The 17,364-nt window shown below is 36.0% G+C and carries 13 protein-coding genes; 6 read left to right on the top strand and 7 right to left on the bottom strand.

Features of this window, described 5'->3' with window-relative positions; genetic code table 11:
* Nucleotides 1-153: 153 nt before the first annotated feature.
* Nucleotides 154-1,644, bottom strand: coding sequence for a coproporphyrinogen III oxidase (locus tag ACQVV1_RS10025; RefSeq protein WP_002047350.1), 1,491 nt, complete (start codon nucleotides 1,642-1,644; stop codon nucleotides 154-156).
* Between the two features lie 257 nt (nucleotides 1,645-1,901).
* Between ACQVV1_RS10025 and ACQVV1_RS10020 the strand changes: the two genes are divergently transcribed.
* The gene (locus tag ACQVV1_RS10020; protein ID WP_309259764.1) at nucleotides 1,902-3,641 is read left to right on the top strand and encodes an S-layer homology domain-containing protein; all 1,740 of its coding nucleotides are present in this window, start codon (nucleotides 1,902-1,904) and stop codon (nucleotides 3,639-3,641) included.
* A 66-nt stretch (nucleotides 3,642-3,707) separates the two neighbouring features.
* Here ACQVV1_RS10020 and ACQVV1_RS10015 read toward each other — a convergent pair whose 3' ends face one another.
* Together ACQVV1_RS10015 and ACQVV1_RS10010 are read right to left on the bottom strand one after the other, a co-directional pair.
* Nucleotides 3,708-6,815 carry a SpaA isopeptide-forming pilin-related protein gene (locus ACQVV1_RS10015; protein ID WP_431168815.1) on the bottom strand — a complete coding sequence of 1,036 codons (3,108 nt, stop codon included), beginning with the start codon at nucleotides 6,813-6,815 and terminating at the stop codon, nucleotides 3,708-3,710.
* Between the two features lie 392 nt (nucleotides 6,816-7,207).
* Complete coding sequence (locus tag ACQVV1_RS10010) at nucleotides 7,208-8,080, bottom strand: Cof-type HAD-IIB family hydrolase (protein ID WP_242255949.1); 873 nt, start codon at nucleotides 8,078-8,080, stop codon at nucleotides 7,208-7,210.
* 134 nt (nucleotides 8,081-8,214) lie between these two features.
* Between ACQVV1_RS10010 and ACQVV1_RS10005 the strand changes: the two genes are divergently transcribed.
* Nucleotides 8,215-8,832: a DNA-3-methyladenine glycosylase gene (locus ACQVV1_RS10005; RefSeq protein ID WP_431168814.1), complete on the top strand. Its 618-nt coding sequence runs from the start codon at nucleotides 8,215-8,217 to the stop codon at nucleotides 8,830-8,832.
* Nucleotides 8,833-8,970: 138 nt separating this feature from the next.
* Here ACQVV1_RS10005 and alsD read toward each other — a convergent pair whose 3' ends face one another.
* Complete coding sequence (gene alsD / locus ACQVV1_RS10000) at nucleotides 8,971-9,729, bottom strand: alpha-acetolactate decarboxylase (protein ID WP_431168813.1); 759 nt, start codon at nucleotides 9,727-9,729, stop codon at nucleotides 8,971-8,973.
* Between the two features lie 16 nt (nucleotides 9,730-9,745).
* The gene (gene alsS / locus ACQVV1_RS09995) at nucleotides 9,746-11,434 is read right to left on the bottom strand and encodes an acetolactate synthase AlsS (protein ID WP_431168812.1); all 1,689 of its coding nucleotides are present in this window, start codon (nucleotides 11,432-11,434) and stop codon (nucleotides 9,746-9,748) included.
* Nucleotides 11,435-11,833: 399 nt separating this feature from the next.
* On the opposite strand from alsS, the gene ACQVV1_RS09990 reads away from it, so the two are divergent.
* Together ACQVV1_RS09990 and ACQVV1_RS09985 are read left to right on the top strand one after the other, a co-directional pair.
* On the top strand, nucleotides 11,834-12,394 hold the full coding sequence (locus ACQVV1_RS09990) for an HAAS signaling domain-containing protein (protein ID WP_431168811.1): 561 nt from the start codon (nucleotides 11,834-11,836) through the stop codon (nucleotides 12,392-12,394).
* A gap of 21 nt (nucleotides 12,395-12,415) precedes the next feature.
* Nucleotides 12,416-13,012, top strand: coding sequence for an NDxxF motif lipoprotein (locus ACQVV1_RS09985; RefSeq protein WP_309259762.1), 597 nt, complete (start codon nucleotides 12,416-12,418; stop codon nucleotides 13,010-13,012).
* Between the two features lie 42 nt (nucleotides 13,013-13,054).
* Here ACQVV1_RS09985 and ACQVV1_RS09980 read toward each other — a convergent pair whose 3' ends face one another.
* Both ACQVV1_RS09980 and ACQVV1_RS09975 read right to left on the bottom strand, forming a co-directional pair.
* Entirely contained in the window at nucleotides 13,055-13,411 is a 357-nt protein-coding gene (locus ACQVV1_RS09980; RefSeq protein ID WP_060629704.1) for a YlbF/YmcA family competence regulator, read from the bottom strand.
* 142 nt (nucleotides 13,412-13,553) lie between these two features.
* Nucleotides 13,554-14,690 carry a DUF445 domain-containing protein gene (locus tag ACQVV1_RS09975; protein WP_242255936.1) on the bottom strand — a complete coding sequence of 379 codons (1,137 nt, stop codon included), beginning with the start codon at nucleotides 14,688-14,690 and terminating at the stop codon, nucleotides 13,554-13,556.
* A 134-nt stretch (nucleotides 14,691-14,824) separates the two neighbouring features.
* On the opposite strand from ACQVV1_RS09975, the gene ACQVV1_RS09970 reads away from it, so the two are divergent.
* Both ACQVV1_RS09970 and ACQVV1_RS09965 read left to right on the top strand, forming a co-directional pair.
* Complete coding sequence (locus ACQVV1_RS09970; RefSeq protein WP_242255933.1) at nucleotides 14,825-15,877, top strand: YheC/YheD family protein; 1,053 nt, start codon at nucleotides 14,825-14,827, stop codon at nucleotides 15,875-15,877.
* Nucleotides 15,878-15,897: 20 nt separating this feature from the next.
* Entirely contained in the window at nucleotides 15,898-17,358 is a 1,461-nt protein-coding gene (locus ACQVV1_RS09965; RefSeq protein ID WP_242255931.1) for a YheC/YheD family endospore coat-associated protein, read from the top strand.
* Nucleotides 17,359-17,364: the final 6 nt, after the last annotated feature.

The following is a 17,364-nucleotide window of genomic DNA, read 5'->3' as shown; positions in this document are numbered from 1 at the left end:
ACTTACCGACAAAAACTAACAATATAAAGTAAAACTTTAATCAATCCTCACCAATCGGGCAGTTACGGGCAACTGATATCCTGGGAGTTTTACTGTCCAGCAAATAGCAGGATAAAAAAGAGACTGTCCCGATTCGGAACAGTCCCCTTCTTCTTATACAAATAGCTCTTCTAAAATTTTCAGTTTGTCTTCTGTATATTTTACGAAGCCATCGTTATATGATTTTGGATCTTTCGGATTTGCGAAGTGCGTAATTGCTCCCGTCTTCGGGTGAACAAATTTACTTGATGCACCACAGCCAAGTCCGATAATCGATTGTACTTCTTCCATAATGACAATGTTGTAAATACTTTCTTGCGTCGGCATTGCATACCCAACGTTCTCTAAGTTACCTAAAATATTCTTTTGACGATATAGGTAATATGGTACGTAATTATGCTTTTGCGTCCACTCTTCTGCTTCGTGCATCATCGCTGTAATTTCTTCGCGACCTGCTACTTTATATTTACGTTTGTTTTGCGTCATTTCAGAAGCACGTTTAAATGATAACGTATGAACTGTTAATGATTCTGGCATTAACTTTTCTGTTTCATCTAACGTATGTTTGAAGATATCTAGCCCTTCACCAGGAAGACCAATAATTAAATCCATATTAATATTGTTCATTCCCATTTCACGAGCTAAATGATACTTCTCAATTGTTTCTTCTACAGTATGGTGACGTCCAATTGCTTTTAGTGTTTCTTGATGGTATGACTGCGGATTAATACTAATACGGTCAATGTTCCATTTATTTAACACTTCTAACTTCGCTGGCGTAATTGTATCTGGGCGACCTGCCTCAACTGTTACTTCACGCACATTTTTCACATCTGGGAACGCTTCATACATTTCTTCATACAGCATATCCATCTCTTCTGCTGTAATACTTGTCGGTGTACCGCCGCCGTAATAGATCGTCGTAACTGTTACACCTTTTTCTTTTAAAAACTTACCAATTTCACGAACTTCATAATGTAAACCACCTAAGAACGAATCAACAGATCCTTGGCGTCCATTAATTGCATACGCCGGGAATGTACAATATGCACATTTTGTTGGGCAGAATGGAATACCGATATAAATACTTACTTCCTCTTTCAAACGGTATAAATCCGGAACTACTGCTAATTGGCAATCCACAATACGCTGAAGAAGCTCAATTTTCTCTTCATGAATTAAATAGCTTTCACGAAGTTCTTGGTGTGCTTCTTCTTTTGACATACCATTTTGAAGCATTTTATGAAGAAGTTTTGTCGGACGAACTCCCGTTAAAATACCCCAGCTTTGTTCAAGCCCAGTTAACTGCTGAAGAACAGAAAGATATACATAAGAAACAACGTGCTTCACTTGCTTCATACGCTCTTTTTCATCTGTGAAAGCAGATAAATCTTTTGCGAATGTTTCTTCATACACATTTCCAGTCGCAACATCTGTTAAACGAGCTGATGCTTTCACATTCTCTTCAATGTGTATATCAACGATAAGATTTGCTTCCTCTTGTTCAAATCCAATCGTACTATCTTCAAAAAATAAGCCGCCAATATTTTGTAGCGGACGTAAAAAACGATCATCTTGTAACGTTTTAATTGAAATTAACAACATTATCACCTTTTCATTTGCAAACTCTCTTTAGTTTACTTGAAGGGCGTTTGCAGGTCAATACAGAAGGTTTTACCTTATTTAGATATTCTATTTAAAACAAACTGAATATTGACTTTTAACGAACTTTCTCCAGTTGTATAGACATTAGAATATACTCTTGTTACAATCTAGAACGTATTAGTACTTGCTACTAATTTAAATACATATAAAGGAGGACTCTTAACACGCAATAAAGACTATCACGTGTTAAAACAACTATGAAAAAAAAGTTTTACAACATTTTAGCACTATCTTTAGCATTACAAACATTTGTAGCACCTACCCATTCATTCGCAGAAAATATAGAGAAAACTGCGGAATTGTCTATGGATGAACAAGCTTTAAAAAGCATTGAAGAACATGCAAAACAGCATAGACATGAAGAAGAAAACGACCTTGAAATCTCGGGTGAATATCTTCTCCACTTATCAACAAAACTTCCACTATACGATTCAAACGACTTAAAAACCAAAACAAATATTGAAATTGCTGAACCAGTAGTAAAGGCAACGAAGAAAAAAGGCCATGCCTATTATATACAAACTACATTTGGTTCTGGCTGGGTTAATAAGAAAAATAATAGTTTAGAAGTACAAGAGATTCATAAACTCTCGAATCAAAAACTAATTGTAACAGAAGAAACATCAGTATATTCATTCCCTTTCCAATCGTTTAAAGAAGAAATGAAATTACAGCCACAAACAGTAGCTCCTACTGAACAAGCTGGGAATTGGTTTAAAATTCAAATAAACGGAACTGAGAAATGGATTTATGCTCCTTCAGCTACATTCGAAGGTACGAAAGCATCATTATTCGAAAAGCCAATTACTACCCAAAATAGAAGTGCAACATTTTTCAAAACACCATCTAATTTGCCTACAAATAACGTTTATGGTGTTACATTTAAAGAAATGATCGTTCCAAAAGGTAATGAAAACATTCGCCCTGGCTACGCAATGGAACCGAAGTACATTACAATTCACGAAACTGCTAATACGAGTAAAGGCGCTAACGCGTTAAATCATGCAAAGTACTTAGATAATCAAGCACGAGGAAAGACTGACCGTTCAGCATCTTGGCATTTCACAGTAGACGACAAAGAAATTTATCAACATTTACCATTAAATGAAGTTGGTTGGCATGCTGGAAATAAGACTGGAAACTATGAATCTATCGGAATTGAAATTGCTGTGAACAGTGATGGGAATTATGCTAAAGCGGTAGAAAACGCACGAAAATTAGCAGCCTATTTAATGAACGAATTAAACATATCTCTAGATCACGTTCAAAAACATCAATTTTGGAGCGGAAAAAACTGCCCTGCATTTATGATTCAACGCGGACAATGGGATGCTTTCTTAAAAGGCACGAACGCTTACTATAATGAACATCGTAAAGATGTTATTCCGCCGCCAGAAGTCCCTCATGAAAAAGATGACATTACAGGTGGATGGTATGAGCAAGACATTCGTCAGTTAGCAGCTAGAAAAATCATGTTCGGTGACGGAAATGGTTCTTACTGGCCAAATCGTCTTGTCACACGAGCTGAGTTTGCAAATTTAATGTCGAGAGCTTTAAAATTACCTGCTGGAAACGCTACATTTACAGACTTAAACGAAGCACATCCATCTTTAGTGGATGGAATTAAACGTGCTGCTAGTGCAGGTATCATCAATGGTCGTGGGAATAATAAATTTGATCCCAATGCTACAATAACACGTGATGAAGCTGTTATTATGATTGACCGTGCATTAGAATATAACTGGATTTATAGAAAAGAAGTGAAATTACCATTCACTGACCAAAACTTAGCATACGATAAAAAAGCATTACAAAACGTTTATGCATATGGAATTGTAAAAGGTAACGAACGGAATGAATTCGTACCAAAAGGCACAGCAACACGCGCTGAATCAGCCGCATTTTTAAACCGAATGCTTAAAGTGATTGAAGCTTAAACAACAAAACTAAAAGGCATAAGAGATAACATTTCTCTTATGCCTTTTATAAAATTTATAAAACTATTAGCTATTTTTAATCATAAATCTAAGACGTATTCCTAATAAAACAAGAGCAAAACCAATGAATGGTAGATAATTCATATCATGTCCTGTGGCTGGAAGGCGTTGTGCATGAGACGCACCTTGTCCTTTTTCTGGTAAGGTAGGTTTTCCTTTATCTACGTTTTCCATTCCTTCACCTGGTTTTTCTGTTCCTTCACCCGGTGTTCCTGTCTCTTTACCTGGTTTTCCTGTTTCTTCACCTGGTTTCTCTGTCTCTTCACCTGGTTTTCCTGTTTCTTCACCTGGTTTCTCTGTCTCTTCACCTGGTTTTCCTGTTTCTTCACCTGGTTTTTCTGTTTCCTCACCTGGTTTTTCTGTTTCCTCACCTGGTTTTTCTGTCTCCTCACCTGGTTTTTCTGTCTCCTCACCTGGTTTTTCTGTTTCCTCACCTGGTTTTTCTGTCTCCTCACCTGGTTTTTCTGTTTCCTCACCTGGTTTTTCTGTTTCCTCACCTGGTTTCTCTGTTTCTTCACCTGGTTTCTCTGTTTCCTCACCTGGTTTTTCTGTTTCCTCACTTGGTTTCTCTGTTTCTTCACCCGGTGTTCCTGTCTCTTCACCTGGTTTTCCTGTTTCTTCACCTGGTTTCTCTGTTTCTTCACCCGGTGTTCCTATCTCTTCACCTGGTTTTCCTGTTTCTTCACCTGGTTTCTCTGTTTCTTTTTTATTTGTAATTTGAAGTTTTACAACTTCAAATTTTTGATTAGAAATCGTAAATTCGATTTCCTTATCAGATAACTCATAACCTTCTGGCGCTTGAACTTCCTTTAAAATATAATCTCCTGGAACCAGTTCTTTCGAAGTTGCTTTACCATTTTCATCTGATGTTAATGTGTCTATTTTTATTCCATCTTTCAAAATTTCAAACACTGCGCCTGCTAATGTTTTATTTATATCATTAGCATCTACCTTTGTAATTTCTACTTGACCTTTAATCTTTTCTTTCACTTTTTCATTCAATACTTCTTGTTTCACTACTTCATTTGCTACAATGTTTACTTCCACTGTTACTTCTACTGCTTTGTAGCCTTCTGGCGCTTTCGTTTCTTCTAACGTATACTTTCCTGGCACTAAGTTTTCGAATGTTACTACACCGTCTTTATTCGTTGTTTTCGCTTCTTCAACTACTTGACCAGCTTCGTTTTTTAGTTTAAATTCTGCGTCTGCTAGAACTTTTCCATTCTCTGCATCCTTTTTGATTACTTGTAAGCTTCCTAGTTCTTTCGCATTTTCTACTTGTACTTGTAACACTTTATTTGCTTCCACAACGACTTCAATTTCCTCTTTTAACAACTTATATCCCTGTGGTGCTTTCGTTTCTTTTAATGTGTATGTTCCTGGTTCTAATTTCTGAGAGATTACTTTACCTGTTTTATCTGTTCGTAATGTCTCTACTTTTTTACCATCTTTATACACTGCGAATTCTGCGTCCGATAATAGCTTCGTTTTATCATTTGCATCTACTTTTACGATTTCAAATTGACCTGTTACTTTTTCTTGTATCTTTTTATTCAACACATCTACAGTAACTACTTTATTAGCCTCTACATCAACAGAAGCTGAACTAGATGATAATTCATACCCTTTCGGGGCTGTTACTTCTTTTAATGTATAGCTTCCAACTGGAAGTTGTTTCGATAAAGCTTCACCTTTATCGTCTGTAATAATTGTTTCCACAACTTTCCCATCTTTATCTACAACATCAAATTTTGCACCTGGTAGAAGTTGACCAGATTCACTATCTTTTTTCAATAATTTAAATTGGCCAGTCTCTACTTTTTTTGTATTCTTCATAACAATTTTCATTACGTTTGTGCTATCAATTGTTACTTTTACTGGTGTATCGATTTTTATATATCCCTCTGGTGCACTTATTTCTTTTACAAAATAGTCACCAAATGGTAAATCTTTAACTTCCGCAATACCCTTTTCGTTTGTTTTAACCGTATCTACAACATTATTCTCTTTATCTATAACATCAAACTTTGCGTCTTTTAAAACAATGTTTTCATTGTTTTCATCAACTTTTTTAATTTGCAAATTTCCTTTTTCAGCTGTTGGCTTATTCCATTTCGGCCAATTAAATTTAAAGTTATGAACCTCAAAGCCATCTCTTTGGTGTAATCCACCAACAAAGGCTTGTCCGTTAATAGAGCCACCCTTTGTCTCTACAACTGCATTAGGTGCAAATACACTCCCTACTACACCATAGCCTTTAGTTGTTATCTTTTTAGCATTAGGGAATACCCAAATGACTTTACTAGCTAACTCAGTAAAAGATGAATTAGGGTCGTATGCTTGAGATGTATTAATTAAGTCTGTTGCCATCCCAGTGTTTTTTGTATCATACAAAATTGCACCACTAGCAAAATTAACTGTTTCCGCATCTGAATAAATAACAATAAAATCTTTATTGTCTACATTCGGAAGGAAAACGTCTTTTACATCAAATGTTTTCTTTCCATTTTGTCCTGAAGAAACGTAAATATTAGGATTATTTACATCTTCACCGATCCCAAAGGTCATACCCGATTTTGGTTTATCAGTATGTAATTGGCCCGCATCCTCAATTACGCTATCAACGTCTTTTCTAAACTCTTTAAATTTAGCATCAATCTCCGCTTGCTCTTTATAAGAAATACGGTCATATGATGACTTCATTGCACCTTCTGGGTCACCATCTTTTGTCATCGCCACTGTTCCATCTTGAACAATTACTTGTCCTGTTCCCGCTTTCGTAAATTGACCACCTAGTAATAATGATGGATATCCTTCCTCTACCCATGTTGCTCCAGCTAAGTTATGTGCTCCAGTTGCAGCTGCTAAGACTGTATAACTTGATGCATTCATATTTTTTTGAATGGCCATCGCACCTTCAATATCTGCACTCGTTGCACTATGATCTCCAAAAATGACGGCGTTGTAATAAGATACATCACCTAAACCTTTTAATTCTGTTGTAGCTGCCTCTGCTTTATTTGGTAAATGGATTAAAAAATTCATACATACTAGTAACACGACTATAAAACTACTACTTAATTTTTTTATTTTTTGATTATATGATTTCGTCAAAAAATTCATTCCCCCTTTTAAAATTCCTAGATTTACGAAAAGAAGCTCATTTCATATGTACCAGGTCTTACTCACATTAACTTAAAATAATCCATTTAAACAAACCAAAGAAACTCTACAACTAATTAATAACATTACTACAATTCATTTTTGAAATAACACGTGAACTAAACTAACATGCGAAGTATTTTTTACGTATGGGAGCTCAATAAAATTAACATGGAGAATATTTCATGTGGTGTAACTATTTTGGCAACATCATCCACTTTACAATAGTTTGCTAAAGGATTCAAGTGAATTGTATACATTTTAGACACAATTCACCTTTATAAAACGCTTTCACTTTTCGAATAAAACCAATAAAAAACGTAGCCAAAAGCTACGTTTTTCCTTTATTGTTTCGGTGTATTTTTATGATTTTTCAAAAACGGAAGCGGGAATTGCTTACGGAAATGTTCTTTAATCATATACTCTACGCCGTTCTCACTATTTGAACGTGTAATCCAGTCGGCTGCTTGTTTTACCTCTACAGGCGCGTTCCCCATCGCTACCCCGAGACCTACATTTTCAATTACCTCTAAATCTTCCATGCTATCTCCAATCGCAACCATTTCATTTAGCGAAATATTCAAATGCTCTCCAAGCAATTGTAATCCACGTAATTTTGATACGTTTTGCGGCAAAATTTCTATTCGTTTTGAATCACATTCAACATACTCTAGATCTTGAAACGCTTTTCCTAGTGTATTGAGCCCTCGTTCTTTTTCACCTTTTGTTTGGAAAAGAACATCAATTTTGGGCGCCGCTACTGGATGATCACGAAGCGCATCACCTAATGAATCTACAAATTGAACTGGATAAAATAACGGATCTGCACTCGATAACACAGTACGTGCAATTAAGTTTGGTGTATTTCTCTCGCGATTTCCGATTGAAAAACGTTCATGAGAAATGCGGACGTTACAATCAAAGTGCTCTAATACTTGCACAATGTTAAACGTCTTCTCTTCCGATAATCTTCTTTGAACATAAGGCTTATCTAACGTTGCTGAAACGAAAGCACCACCGTGTGTCACTAATATAGAATCTAATTTTAACGCCTTTGCTACTTTATGAGCAGATTGAAAATTACGGCTCGTAAATAATGTAACGTATACGTCTTTTCTTTTCACAAATTCAATTGTTTCTCTTAATCCTTTTGCAATTTTTCCGTTGTTGTATAGTAGTGTCCCATCTATGTTAAGAGCTAGTAAGCGATAAATCATGTCGCACTCCCCCTCTTCGCTGTTGTACTCTATCCATAATTTATGAAATAAATGTAGCAAATAGAACGAGTTAGAATTACTACTGAAAATTTGGTTTACTATATACATATACACTTAGTAAAGGAGATAGTACAATGCAGGCACCTCCTTCCTTTTATGAAGGCGATACGTTAGAAATAGCAAAGAAATTACTCGGACAAAAGCTGGTTCATATTGTAGACGGAATAAGGCGAAGCGGAATCATTGTTGAAGTAGAGGCATATAAAGGTCCCGATGATAAAGCCGCACATAGTTACGGCGGCAGACGAACAGATCGCACGGAAGTTATGTTTGGTGCACCAGGACATGCTTACGTATATTTAATTTACGGTATGTATCATTGTTTTAACGTCATTACAGCGCCAGTTGGTACCCCGCAAGGCGTGCTCATTCGAGCCCTTGAACCAGTAGATGGAATAGAAGAAATAAAACTAGCACGCTACAACAAAACCGACATTACAAAGGCGCAGTATAAAAATTTAACAAATGGCCCTGGCAAACTATGCCGTGCACTCGGAATTACTTTAGAAGAACGAGGCGTATCATTACAAAGTGACGCATTGCATATTGAACTCGTACCAGAAGAAGAACACATATCATCACAATATAAAATAACAGCAGGTCCTCGGATTAATATCGACTATGCAGAAGAAGCTGTGCATTATCCGTGGCGTTTTTATTATGAGGGACATCCGTTTGTTTCAAAGAAATAAACGATATCAACGATTTTTCAAATATATCTATCATAACTAAAAATATATCAACGATTCGACAAGGAATATCGACTTACCGACAAATAATGACATTACGAATAAAAGAAGACTGTTCCAAAATGGAACAGTCCCTCCCTTTTACTCCGCACCTTCCGCAGTCGCAATATTATCCTCTAAATTTTCTCTAGATAATTCAGCCGTCATAAAGTCAGCTGTTTCTGGAAGTGCTAAATGCATATGAGCTTTTTGACAAATTTGGATCGTACAGTTTTCAACAACATAGTCGAAAACATGTCCGCCTCCGCTTCTTTCATCATCAATATAATGTAAGTGGAAACCAGCTACACCAATACCTTGCGCATAATCTGGTGTCCAAAATCCAGCTAGCGTACCTTCTGTATCTTTAAATGAGAAGATTGGTTGTGATTTCGTCACTTCAACGAGCGGTGTATACGGTTTTTCTTGTCTTGGAACAGTTCTCGTTCTTACTTCACGGAACGTACCATCCATTCGAATCGCATAAAATAAGTTTTTACTAGGCATTAATTCATGTAATAATGCTTCAACTTCTTCGCGATTCATCGGACGCTCTACTGTATAACTCATTTCTTTTTCAAAAAACGTTACAGTCGCAAACGGTGTTGTTTCTTCTGGTTCTACTTTTTCTGCTGAACCATCTGAACGTAAATGATAAAATTCATTATCAAACGCGATCATTTCACCATCTAATTGATCAAATGTGCCGATGCCGAAATCACCACGTTCTTTTAGTTCCTCAAAGCTAATCACACCGTCATATATACCATCTAATAGCGCAAGCATTGTAGATGTTTGATATACTTCGTTATTCGTTTTCGTTCTTTTTGCATCAATATCAATTAATTGCGCAACAGTCATCTCAAATCTGCCTCCATTAGTTTAATTGGTTTGGTAATAATTTCTCGCTTAATTTAATGTTGTCACGGTAATCGATTGGAATATCAATAATGACAGGACCGTCTGCTGCTAGCGCGGATTTGAATACACTTTCTAATTCATCAGGCGCGTTAACACGAAGACCTGTCGCACCGAAACTTTCTGCATATTTCACAATATCAACATCACCGAACTCTGTAGCTGATGTTCTACCGTATTTCATCATTTGTTGGAACGCAACCATATCATACGTACCATCTCTCCATACAAGATGTACGATTGGAGAATTTAAACGTACTGCTGTTTCTAACTCCATCGCTGAGAATAAGAAACCACCGTCACCTGATACAGAAACTACTTTCTTACCTGGTTCTACTAAAGTAGCAGCAATTGCCCAAGGAAGTGCAACACCTAACGTTTGCATACCGTTACTAAATAATAGTCGACGTGGTTCATAAGAACGGAAACATCTTGCCATCCAAATGTAATGGGAACCGATATCGCACGTAACAGTTGTATCGTCATCAATTAAAGAACGAAGTGTTAGAATAACTTGAAGCGGATGCGTAACACCTTCCGAAGCACGGTTTGGAACTTCTGCTTGTTCTGATAATTTCGCGCGTAATCTTTCTAACACTGCTTCTGATTTCGTACTTAATACAAGTTTCGGTAATTTTTCTGCGATGCTATTTACAGTTAAGGCAATATCGCCAATTAATTCACGCTCTGGTTGGTAATCATGGTCGATATCTGCTTGATGGTCATCAAGATGAATAATTATTCTATCTCCAAGTTTATTCCAAAACTTTGGATCATACTCGATTGGATCATAACCGATAGAAATAACAAGGTCTGCTTCTTCTAGTAAAATATCACCTGGTTGGTTACGGAATAATCCAACGCGGCCGAAGAAATGATCTTCTAACTCACGTGAAATGGCACCAGCTGCTTGATATGTTTCAACGACAGGAAGTTCTGTATCCGCAATTAATTCACGAACAGCTTTCGTTACTTCATTTGTGCTTGCTCTCATACCAAGTAAAATAACTGGTAATTTCGCTGATTTTATTTTGTCTACTACATATGTAATATCATGTGTGGGAGCGATTCCGAGCTGTGGCTTAGAAAGCGCACCGATAGACCCTACAGTCGTTTCCGCAGTCATAACATCTTGCGGAAGACTTACTAAAGTAGCGCCTGGATTTGTAGAAGTCGCACTTCGGAATGCATTTGATAGTGCTTCTGGCACATTATCAGGATGCTCTACTTCTACGCTATATTTTGTGATTGGTTCGAATAGTGCAGCATTATCCATAGATTGATGCGTACGTTTCAATCTATCAGTACGCGGAACTGCACCAGCTAAAGCAACAACGGGATCGCTCTCCGCATTCGCAGTAACAAGACCGGTCGCTAAATTTGATGTCCCTGGTCCTGAAGTTACAAGACACACACCCGGTTTCCCTGTTAATCTACCAATCGCGGCTGCCATAAATGCTGCGTTTTGTTCATGACGACAAACAATTAACTCTGGTCCTCTTTCTTGCAGTACATCAAATACAGAGTCAATCTTCGCTCCTGGAATACCGAAAACATGTGTAACACCTTGTTTAATTAAACAATCAACAACAAGATCTGCTCCTTTTGTTTTTGTCTTCACGTCGTTTGCTTTTACATCTGTACTCAAACTAATCATTCCTTTATTTCATAATGTGTGTAATAAAGATTTTTAATTTCACCTAGTTAATTAATGTGGTGAAGTATTATTTATCATTATATTACAAATGCATTATTTTTCCAAGAATATGAATATGACATTATTTTGACAACCAATAGAGAATGCGCTTACAACTCTTTGTTTATCCTAAAATAATATTTTTATAACTTCTCTATAAATGTAAGAGAAACTTCCATTTCGTTACAGTATTAAAAACTTCACAGTACCTTGCAAAGAACACTAGCAAATGATATATTTGTAAATATTGGAATACCCATTAATTGGAATGCACTTTATAATTCGTATCCCCCTTTCAAAATATAGCATTCTCAACTTTAATTCATCATTCAATAAAGGAAAGTGATTGTTATGAACAAAAGTGAATTTTTAGAACAACTTGGTTCTTCCCTGCGGAATATGCCTAATGCAGAGAAGAAAGATATTATTTCGGAGTATGAAACCCATTTTATCAGTGGTAAACAAGATGGAAAATCTGAAGAGGAAATTTCTAAAAAACTAGGAAACCCTAAAACTATTGCTAAAGAACTTACTGTTTCCTATGCAATAAGCAATGCTGACAAGAAACGAAGAGTTAAAAATATGATAACCGCACTATTTTCTGTTATGAGCTTAAGTGTTTTAAACTTTACCTTTATCATTATCACCTTTTTCGTACTACTCTTTTTATTACCGATTCTTCTAGCACTTATCATTGCCACTCCATTATTAATTATTTCACCTATTTTATTAATAGGATTAGGATTCTTTAAAGGGTTTCATCAAATTAGTTATTCCGATGTTTATAATGTGTTCATCGCTTTTTGCGTCGGTTTACTCATATCCGTCATATGTTATCAAATGGTCAAACATATATACGCACTTTTAGTAAAGTATTTGAAATGGAATATAGCTATTTTACAAAGATACTAATGAATGTAAAAGGAGATTAATATGAAAAAGTATATTTTATACCTACTCACGTTACTTACAATTTTATTTCTATCAGCTTGTTCAAACAGTGTACAACATAAGAAAGAAAACGATGTACAATCTATTAAAGATGTTACGGTTAAAATTCCAGAAACTATATTCACTTCTTCAAAAAAGAATGAAACTATTAATGAAGACGAGATGGAACAAAATATAAAAACTTATTTAGATTATAGCGGAGAGTTAGACAAAAACATCGTTCCACTTTCGTCAACCATGTCTGACGAAGAAGTCACGGAATCCGATCGGGAGAAATTAAAACAACTAGTAGATTTAGCGCAACAAAACGATGCGAATTTCCTTAATTTTATTAATAACAATACGATCCCTAATGATTATAAACAGCCTTCAAAGGAAATTCATGATTACATTTCAGCGTCTACGGCACTTTCAGTAGAACTAGAGCAAGAATTAGACAAACTCGCTGAAGATGGTAACTTGTTCAAGACTGATTTTTCTTTTACAAAACGCTTTGAGAAAGTTAATGGTAGGAAGCAAAAAGAAATTGAAAAGTTTTTGAAGGAGAAGAATATTGAGACTGAGTATTTCCACAAATAACAAACAAAAAAGACGCCCCTATACTAGGAGCGTCTTCTCTCATTACGCTTGTTGTTGCGCGTTATATAATTCTTCAAGTGGCTTCATGATAATTTTGTTAACGTCAGTGATAACTGTATTTAAGCGTTGCTCAGTTTCCATTAACTTTGTAATTTTAGCATCTTGTTGAATGCGAACTACAACTTCTTGTGCTTGTTGGTTGTCTTCTTCAGTGATTTCTTGACCTTGCATCATTTTTTGTTGTAGGCTAAGTTGCATTGTACGGAACTCATCGAATAAGTTCTTTGAAGCTGCATCAGCTTGAACTGCTGCGTAGCTCTCTTTTAACGTTTTGAAATCATCGTTTTCAGCGATTGCTTTTTGTAATTCATATGCTACATCATGAATGTTTTTTGTCATTTTATTTTTCCTCCTTTAGAAGGCTAGCGCTTTTCTCTCGCACTGCCTTTTACGTGCATTTACATACGCACCTCTTCTTACCATATCAAACTATGCAAGAGATGTGAAGAAATTTCACTTTTATTTCTATGTACTCACCTTATTATCTAAGAAACAACAATAGCAATCCTTGCACGAGTCCGATCATTCCGCCTAATAATGCTCCTAAATACGTAATCATTTTTAGTTCATTTTTTGTAATGGACAGAACTAAATCTTCTAGTCTCTCCGTTGAAAATGTGGATACTTCTTGCTGGACGATTTCCGCAAGGTGAAGATTATTTAATATACTCGCTACATTTTCTGTTCCCCACTTCAAGCCTTTCGTTACTGCATTCGGGACTACCTTTTCAATAATTGTTTCTCGAACTGGCTCACATACTTGCTGTACAGATTGGTTTAAAAACTTACTCACTGTTTCCTCAACTTTAACTGCTGACAATATGGAGCTTACAATCATTTCTTTTTCTACAAACGTTTCTAACTCTTTTACATCTTTTCCTTTTAACTTCTCCCACTCTTTTTGCAGTACATCAGTTAAAAGTTGTTTCGTGCCATCTTGCCCTAAAAACTTAATAACTTCTGGCTGCACACGATCCACTACACTTACATTCCCTAAAAACATTCCGACTAAGTTAAGCAGCGTTCCCCTGGAAGCAAAGAAATCATCAATCATTTTGGAAAGACGAGCTTTCCCTTCTTCACTTTCAAAAAAACTAATTCCTCGCTCTAAAATAAACGCCGAGACATTTGGGATCGCATTCTCTATTTTTTCATGAACAGAATGAGGTAAGGCTTGTTCCCATGTATATGTATAGTACTCCGCTAAAAATGCCTCTATTTTTTCTGTAATCACATGTTCGATTTTCCCGGTTGCCTCTTTTTCTACATGCGCTACGTTCCATTTTTCTAACATTTGTCTTAACGACTGTTCATTCGTAATTACTTTATCCACTTCTACTTGTGCCCATTGGATTAAACCTTTTTGAAACTCTTCATTTGTTAACTTCTTTCCGATTCCTTCTGGCGTTAACAAATGCTCTACAACCATTTTCCCTAATTGAACAGCAAGCTCATCACGGCGCTTCGGAATTAATCCTGGTGTAAATGGCACTTGAAACTTACCAATATAAATAGGGCGATGAGGACGAAATAACATTTTTATCGCTAAATGATTTGTGAATCCCCCAATAATTGCTCCGAGCCCTGTCGTCGTTAACATACTTAACCATATATTCATTACAATCAACCTTTCGCTTCTCCAAAACTATAGCATATCATCATACGGACAAAAGTATAATGGTATAAAAACGTATTTGCAATATATAGCTTCTCCTATTATGTCAACATTTTGTTAGTAAAGGAGTGATTTCGTTGGTTCTCGGTATTTTAACTTGCTGGCCTCATTATGAGCAAACGTATTACACCGAAATCGCTAAACGTGCTCGGCTTTATCATAATGTCGTTGCCCAGTTTACGCCATTTGGTATTGATCCTAAAACAGATCTTATTTCTGGTCTGATTTATGATACGGATACAGGAAAATGGAAAGAACAAATATTCCCTATTCCTTCTTATATATACGATCGTTCTTCTTTTAACGAGGAAACAGACCTCGAAAAAGCAAAGTCAATTATTCACTCATTACACAACCGTCCTTCCACTACCTTTTTAAATAACACACTCATTGACTTAAGCGAACTACATGATGTATTTCTCACGAATAAAAAATTATCTCCTTATATACCAAAATTTGAAATAGCAACGATACAAAACGTTTTCAAACTGTTATTAAAAACAAAAGATATTATTATACGTCCTACTCATACACATTCCAATGATAGTCTGTACCGGGTCGCTTATAAAAATAAAACGTTTCATATTGATACAATAAATGACGCCTATCATACTTCTACTCCAATTAAACGGACTGATGAATTTATATCTTGGTACAAATCTAATATACGTTCAGTACGTTACATCACCCATACCATGCTACAATCACCAAATCAATTAACATACCCACTCCATATTCGAACCATTTTGCAAAAAAATAAAGAACGAGAGTGGAACGTTATCGGTCAATTTATACAAAAAAGCTCATTTCCAAATCAACTTTTACTTTCGGCAACGGATGATTCCTCGCTGCATTCATTTTCAAAAATTAAATACGTACTATCTAGTACCGGTGTACAACTATTACAAGACGCTTTACAAGACATTATAAATGAAGTGTTTCAAACACTAGATCAATCTTACTCTTCATTATTCGAGCTAGAGCTTTCCACCATTATGGATCAAAAGGGGGCTATTTGGCTTATGTATGTCAACACGATTCCCCCGTACGAACATTACATTCGTCATAGTGATTCATTAGCCGAAAAAATATATCATGGACCACTAAAATTTAGTCGCTTCACACCATAATGAAAGGGGGTAAACCCATTTTGAAAGAGCACATATATACATTAAACATTTCTAATGAGCATCCAAATAGTATTACTTTACCTTATATTTTTTCCATTACACCACCTATTACATCCCTTTCCTTCGGCGTACGCCATGTTGCAAGTGAAGATGTAAAAATTCATTATTCCTTTACTCGTGAAATCATTATCGGACAACAAATTGCAGAAAGGCTTTTACTTCCTCATTCCACTACTATCCATGCATTCACTCAAAATGAAACCATTATTTTCGGACCATTAATCGGGATTTTTACAACTGGTTTTAACGATGACTCTTCTAATCCTTTAGGAAACCGTTCAACTTCTCTTGGCGAGTTACTAACGCCGCCATTCACTTTGCGACCATTTGTATTTGTTTTTGGTGTGCAACATATTGACTGGGAAGACGAAACAATTGAGGGATATTTCTTTCAAGAGCAGCAGTGGATAAAGAAAAAAGTCCCTTTGCCGAATGTCATTTATGACCGATTACCAAATCGGAAAGCCGAAAATTATAAACCAATCGTAAGGGCAAAAAGAAAATTAGAGCATGACTATGCTATTCCATGGTTTAACCCAGGTTTTTTTAATAAATGGGAAGTGCATCAACTTCTTATGAAAGATGAATCCATTGTGCCGTTATTACCAAACACAGAAACATTTCAGCACTTCGAACAAGTTGAACGATTTCTTGGAACGTATAAATCCATTTACATGAAACCGATTCATGGTAGCTTCGGTAGAAATATTCATCAACTATTTTATTCTCAAACAGAGAATTGCTACTACTGTCGTTATCGCGAAAATGAAGAAAATAAACTAAGAAAGTACCAATCATTAGAAACGCTTCTGAACCATGTGTTAAAAGGACATGATTTAAAAAAGTTTATCGTACAACAAGGTATTTCCTTACTTCGCTTCGACGGGCAACCTGTTGATTTCCGCATTCATACAAATAAAAATCATTTCGGGCAATGGATGGTCAGTGCAATCGTCGCAAAAATTGCTGGCAAAGGTAGCTTAACAACGCATGTAAATAGCGGTGGTGATACAAAATTACTGCAAGAACTTTTTCCAGATTCAACAAAACAAGTTCAAATTGAAAATAAATTAAAACATACAGCCTTACAAATTAGTTACGCGCTCGATGAACAAGTAACCGGAAATATTGGAGAAATTGGTTTTGATATCGGTTTAGACACGCAGGAAAACCCGTGGCTCTTTGAAGCAAATTCTAAACCTGGGCGAACTGTATTCCAAGATGAAAAGTTAAAAGAACAAAGTGAACTGACGCGCCAATTATTTTACGAATATGCCATCTACTTAACTGAGCATTCTTTGCGCGATGCAAAAGAAAAAATGTCTCAAATAAAATCAGCGTCTTCCTCAAGCACCGAGCATATCCCGTCCCCTATGATTCACTCACAAATACGAAAACAAAAACTTCCACCTCATTCATAAGGTGGA

The sequence above is a fragment of the Bacillus basilensis genome (assembly GCF_050630465.1).
Lineage (GTDB): Bacteria > Bacillota > Bacilli > Bacillales > Bacillaceae_G > Bacillus_A > Bacillus_A basilensis.
Note: the sequence above shows the minus strand (reverse complement) of the source record. Positions and strands in the feature narration are given on the sequence as shown.

Bases quoted from the DNA above. Each gene is read 5' to 3' on its own strand.
- ACQVV1_RS10005 (WP_431168814.1), top strand. From the start codon at position 8,215: ATGCAGGCACCTCCTTCCTTTTATGAAGGCGATACGTTAGAAATAGCA.
- ACQVV1_RS10020 (WP_309259764.1), top strand. From the start codon at position 1,902: ATGAAAAAAAAGTTTTACAACATTTTAGCACTATCTTTAGCATTACAA.
- ACQVV1_RS09980 (WP_060629704.1), bottom strand. From the start codon at position 13,411: ATGACAAAAAACATTCATGATGTAGCATATGAATTACAAAAAGCAATC.
- ACQVV1_RS09990 (WP_431168811.1), top strand. From the start codon at position 11,834: ATGAACAAAAGTGAATTTTTAGAACAACTTGGTTCTTCCCTGCGGAAT.
- ACQVV1_RS10010 (WP_242255949.1), bottom strand. From the start codon at position 8,080: ATGATTTATCGCTTACTAGCTCTTAACATAGATGGGACACTACTATAC.
- ACQVV1_RS09975 (WP_242255936.1), bottom strand. From the start codon at position 14,690: ATGAATATATGGTTAAGTATGTTAACGACGACAGGGCTCGGAGCAATT.
- ACQVV1_RS09985 (WP_309259762.1), top strand. From the start codon at position 12,416: ATGAAAAAGTATATTTTATACCTACTCACGTTACTTACAATTTTATTT.
- alsD (WP_431168813.1), bottom strand. From the start codon at position 9,729: ATGACTGTTGCGCAATTAATTGATATTGATGCAAAAAGAACGAAAACG.
- ACQVV1_RS10025 (WP_002047350.1), bottom strand. From the start codon at position 1,644: ATGTTGTTAATTTCAATTAAAACGTTACAAGATGATCGTTTTTTACGT.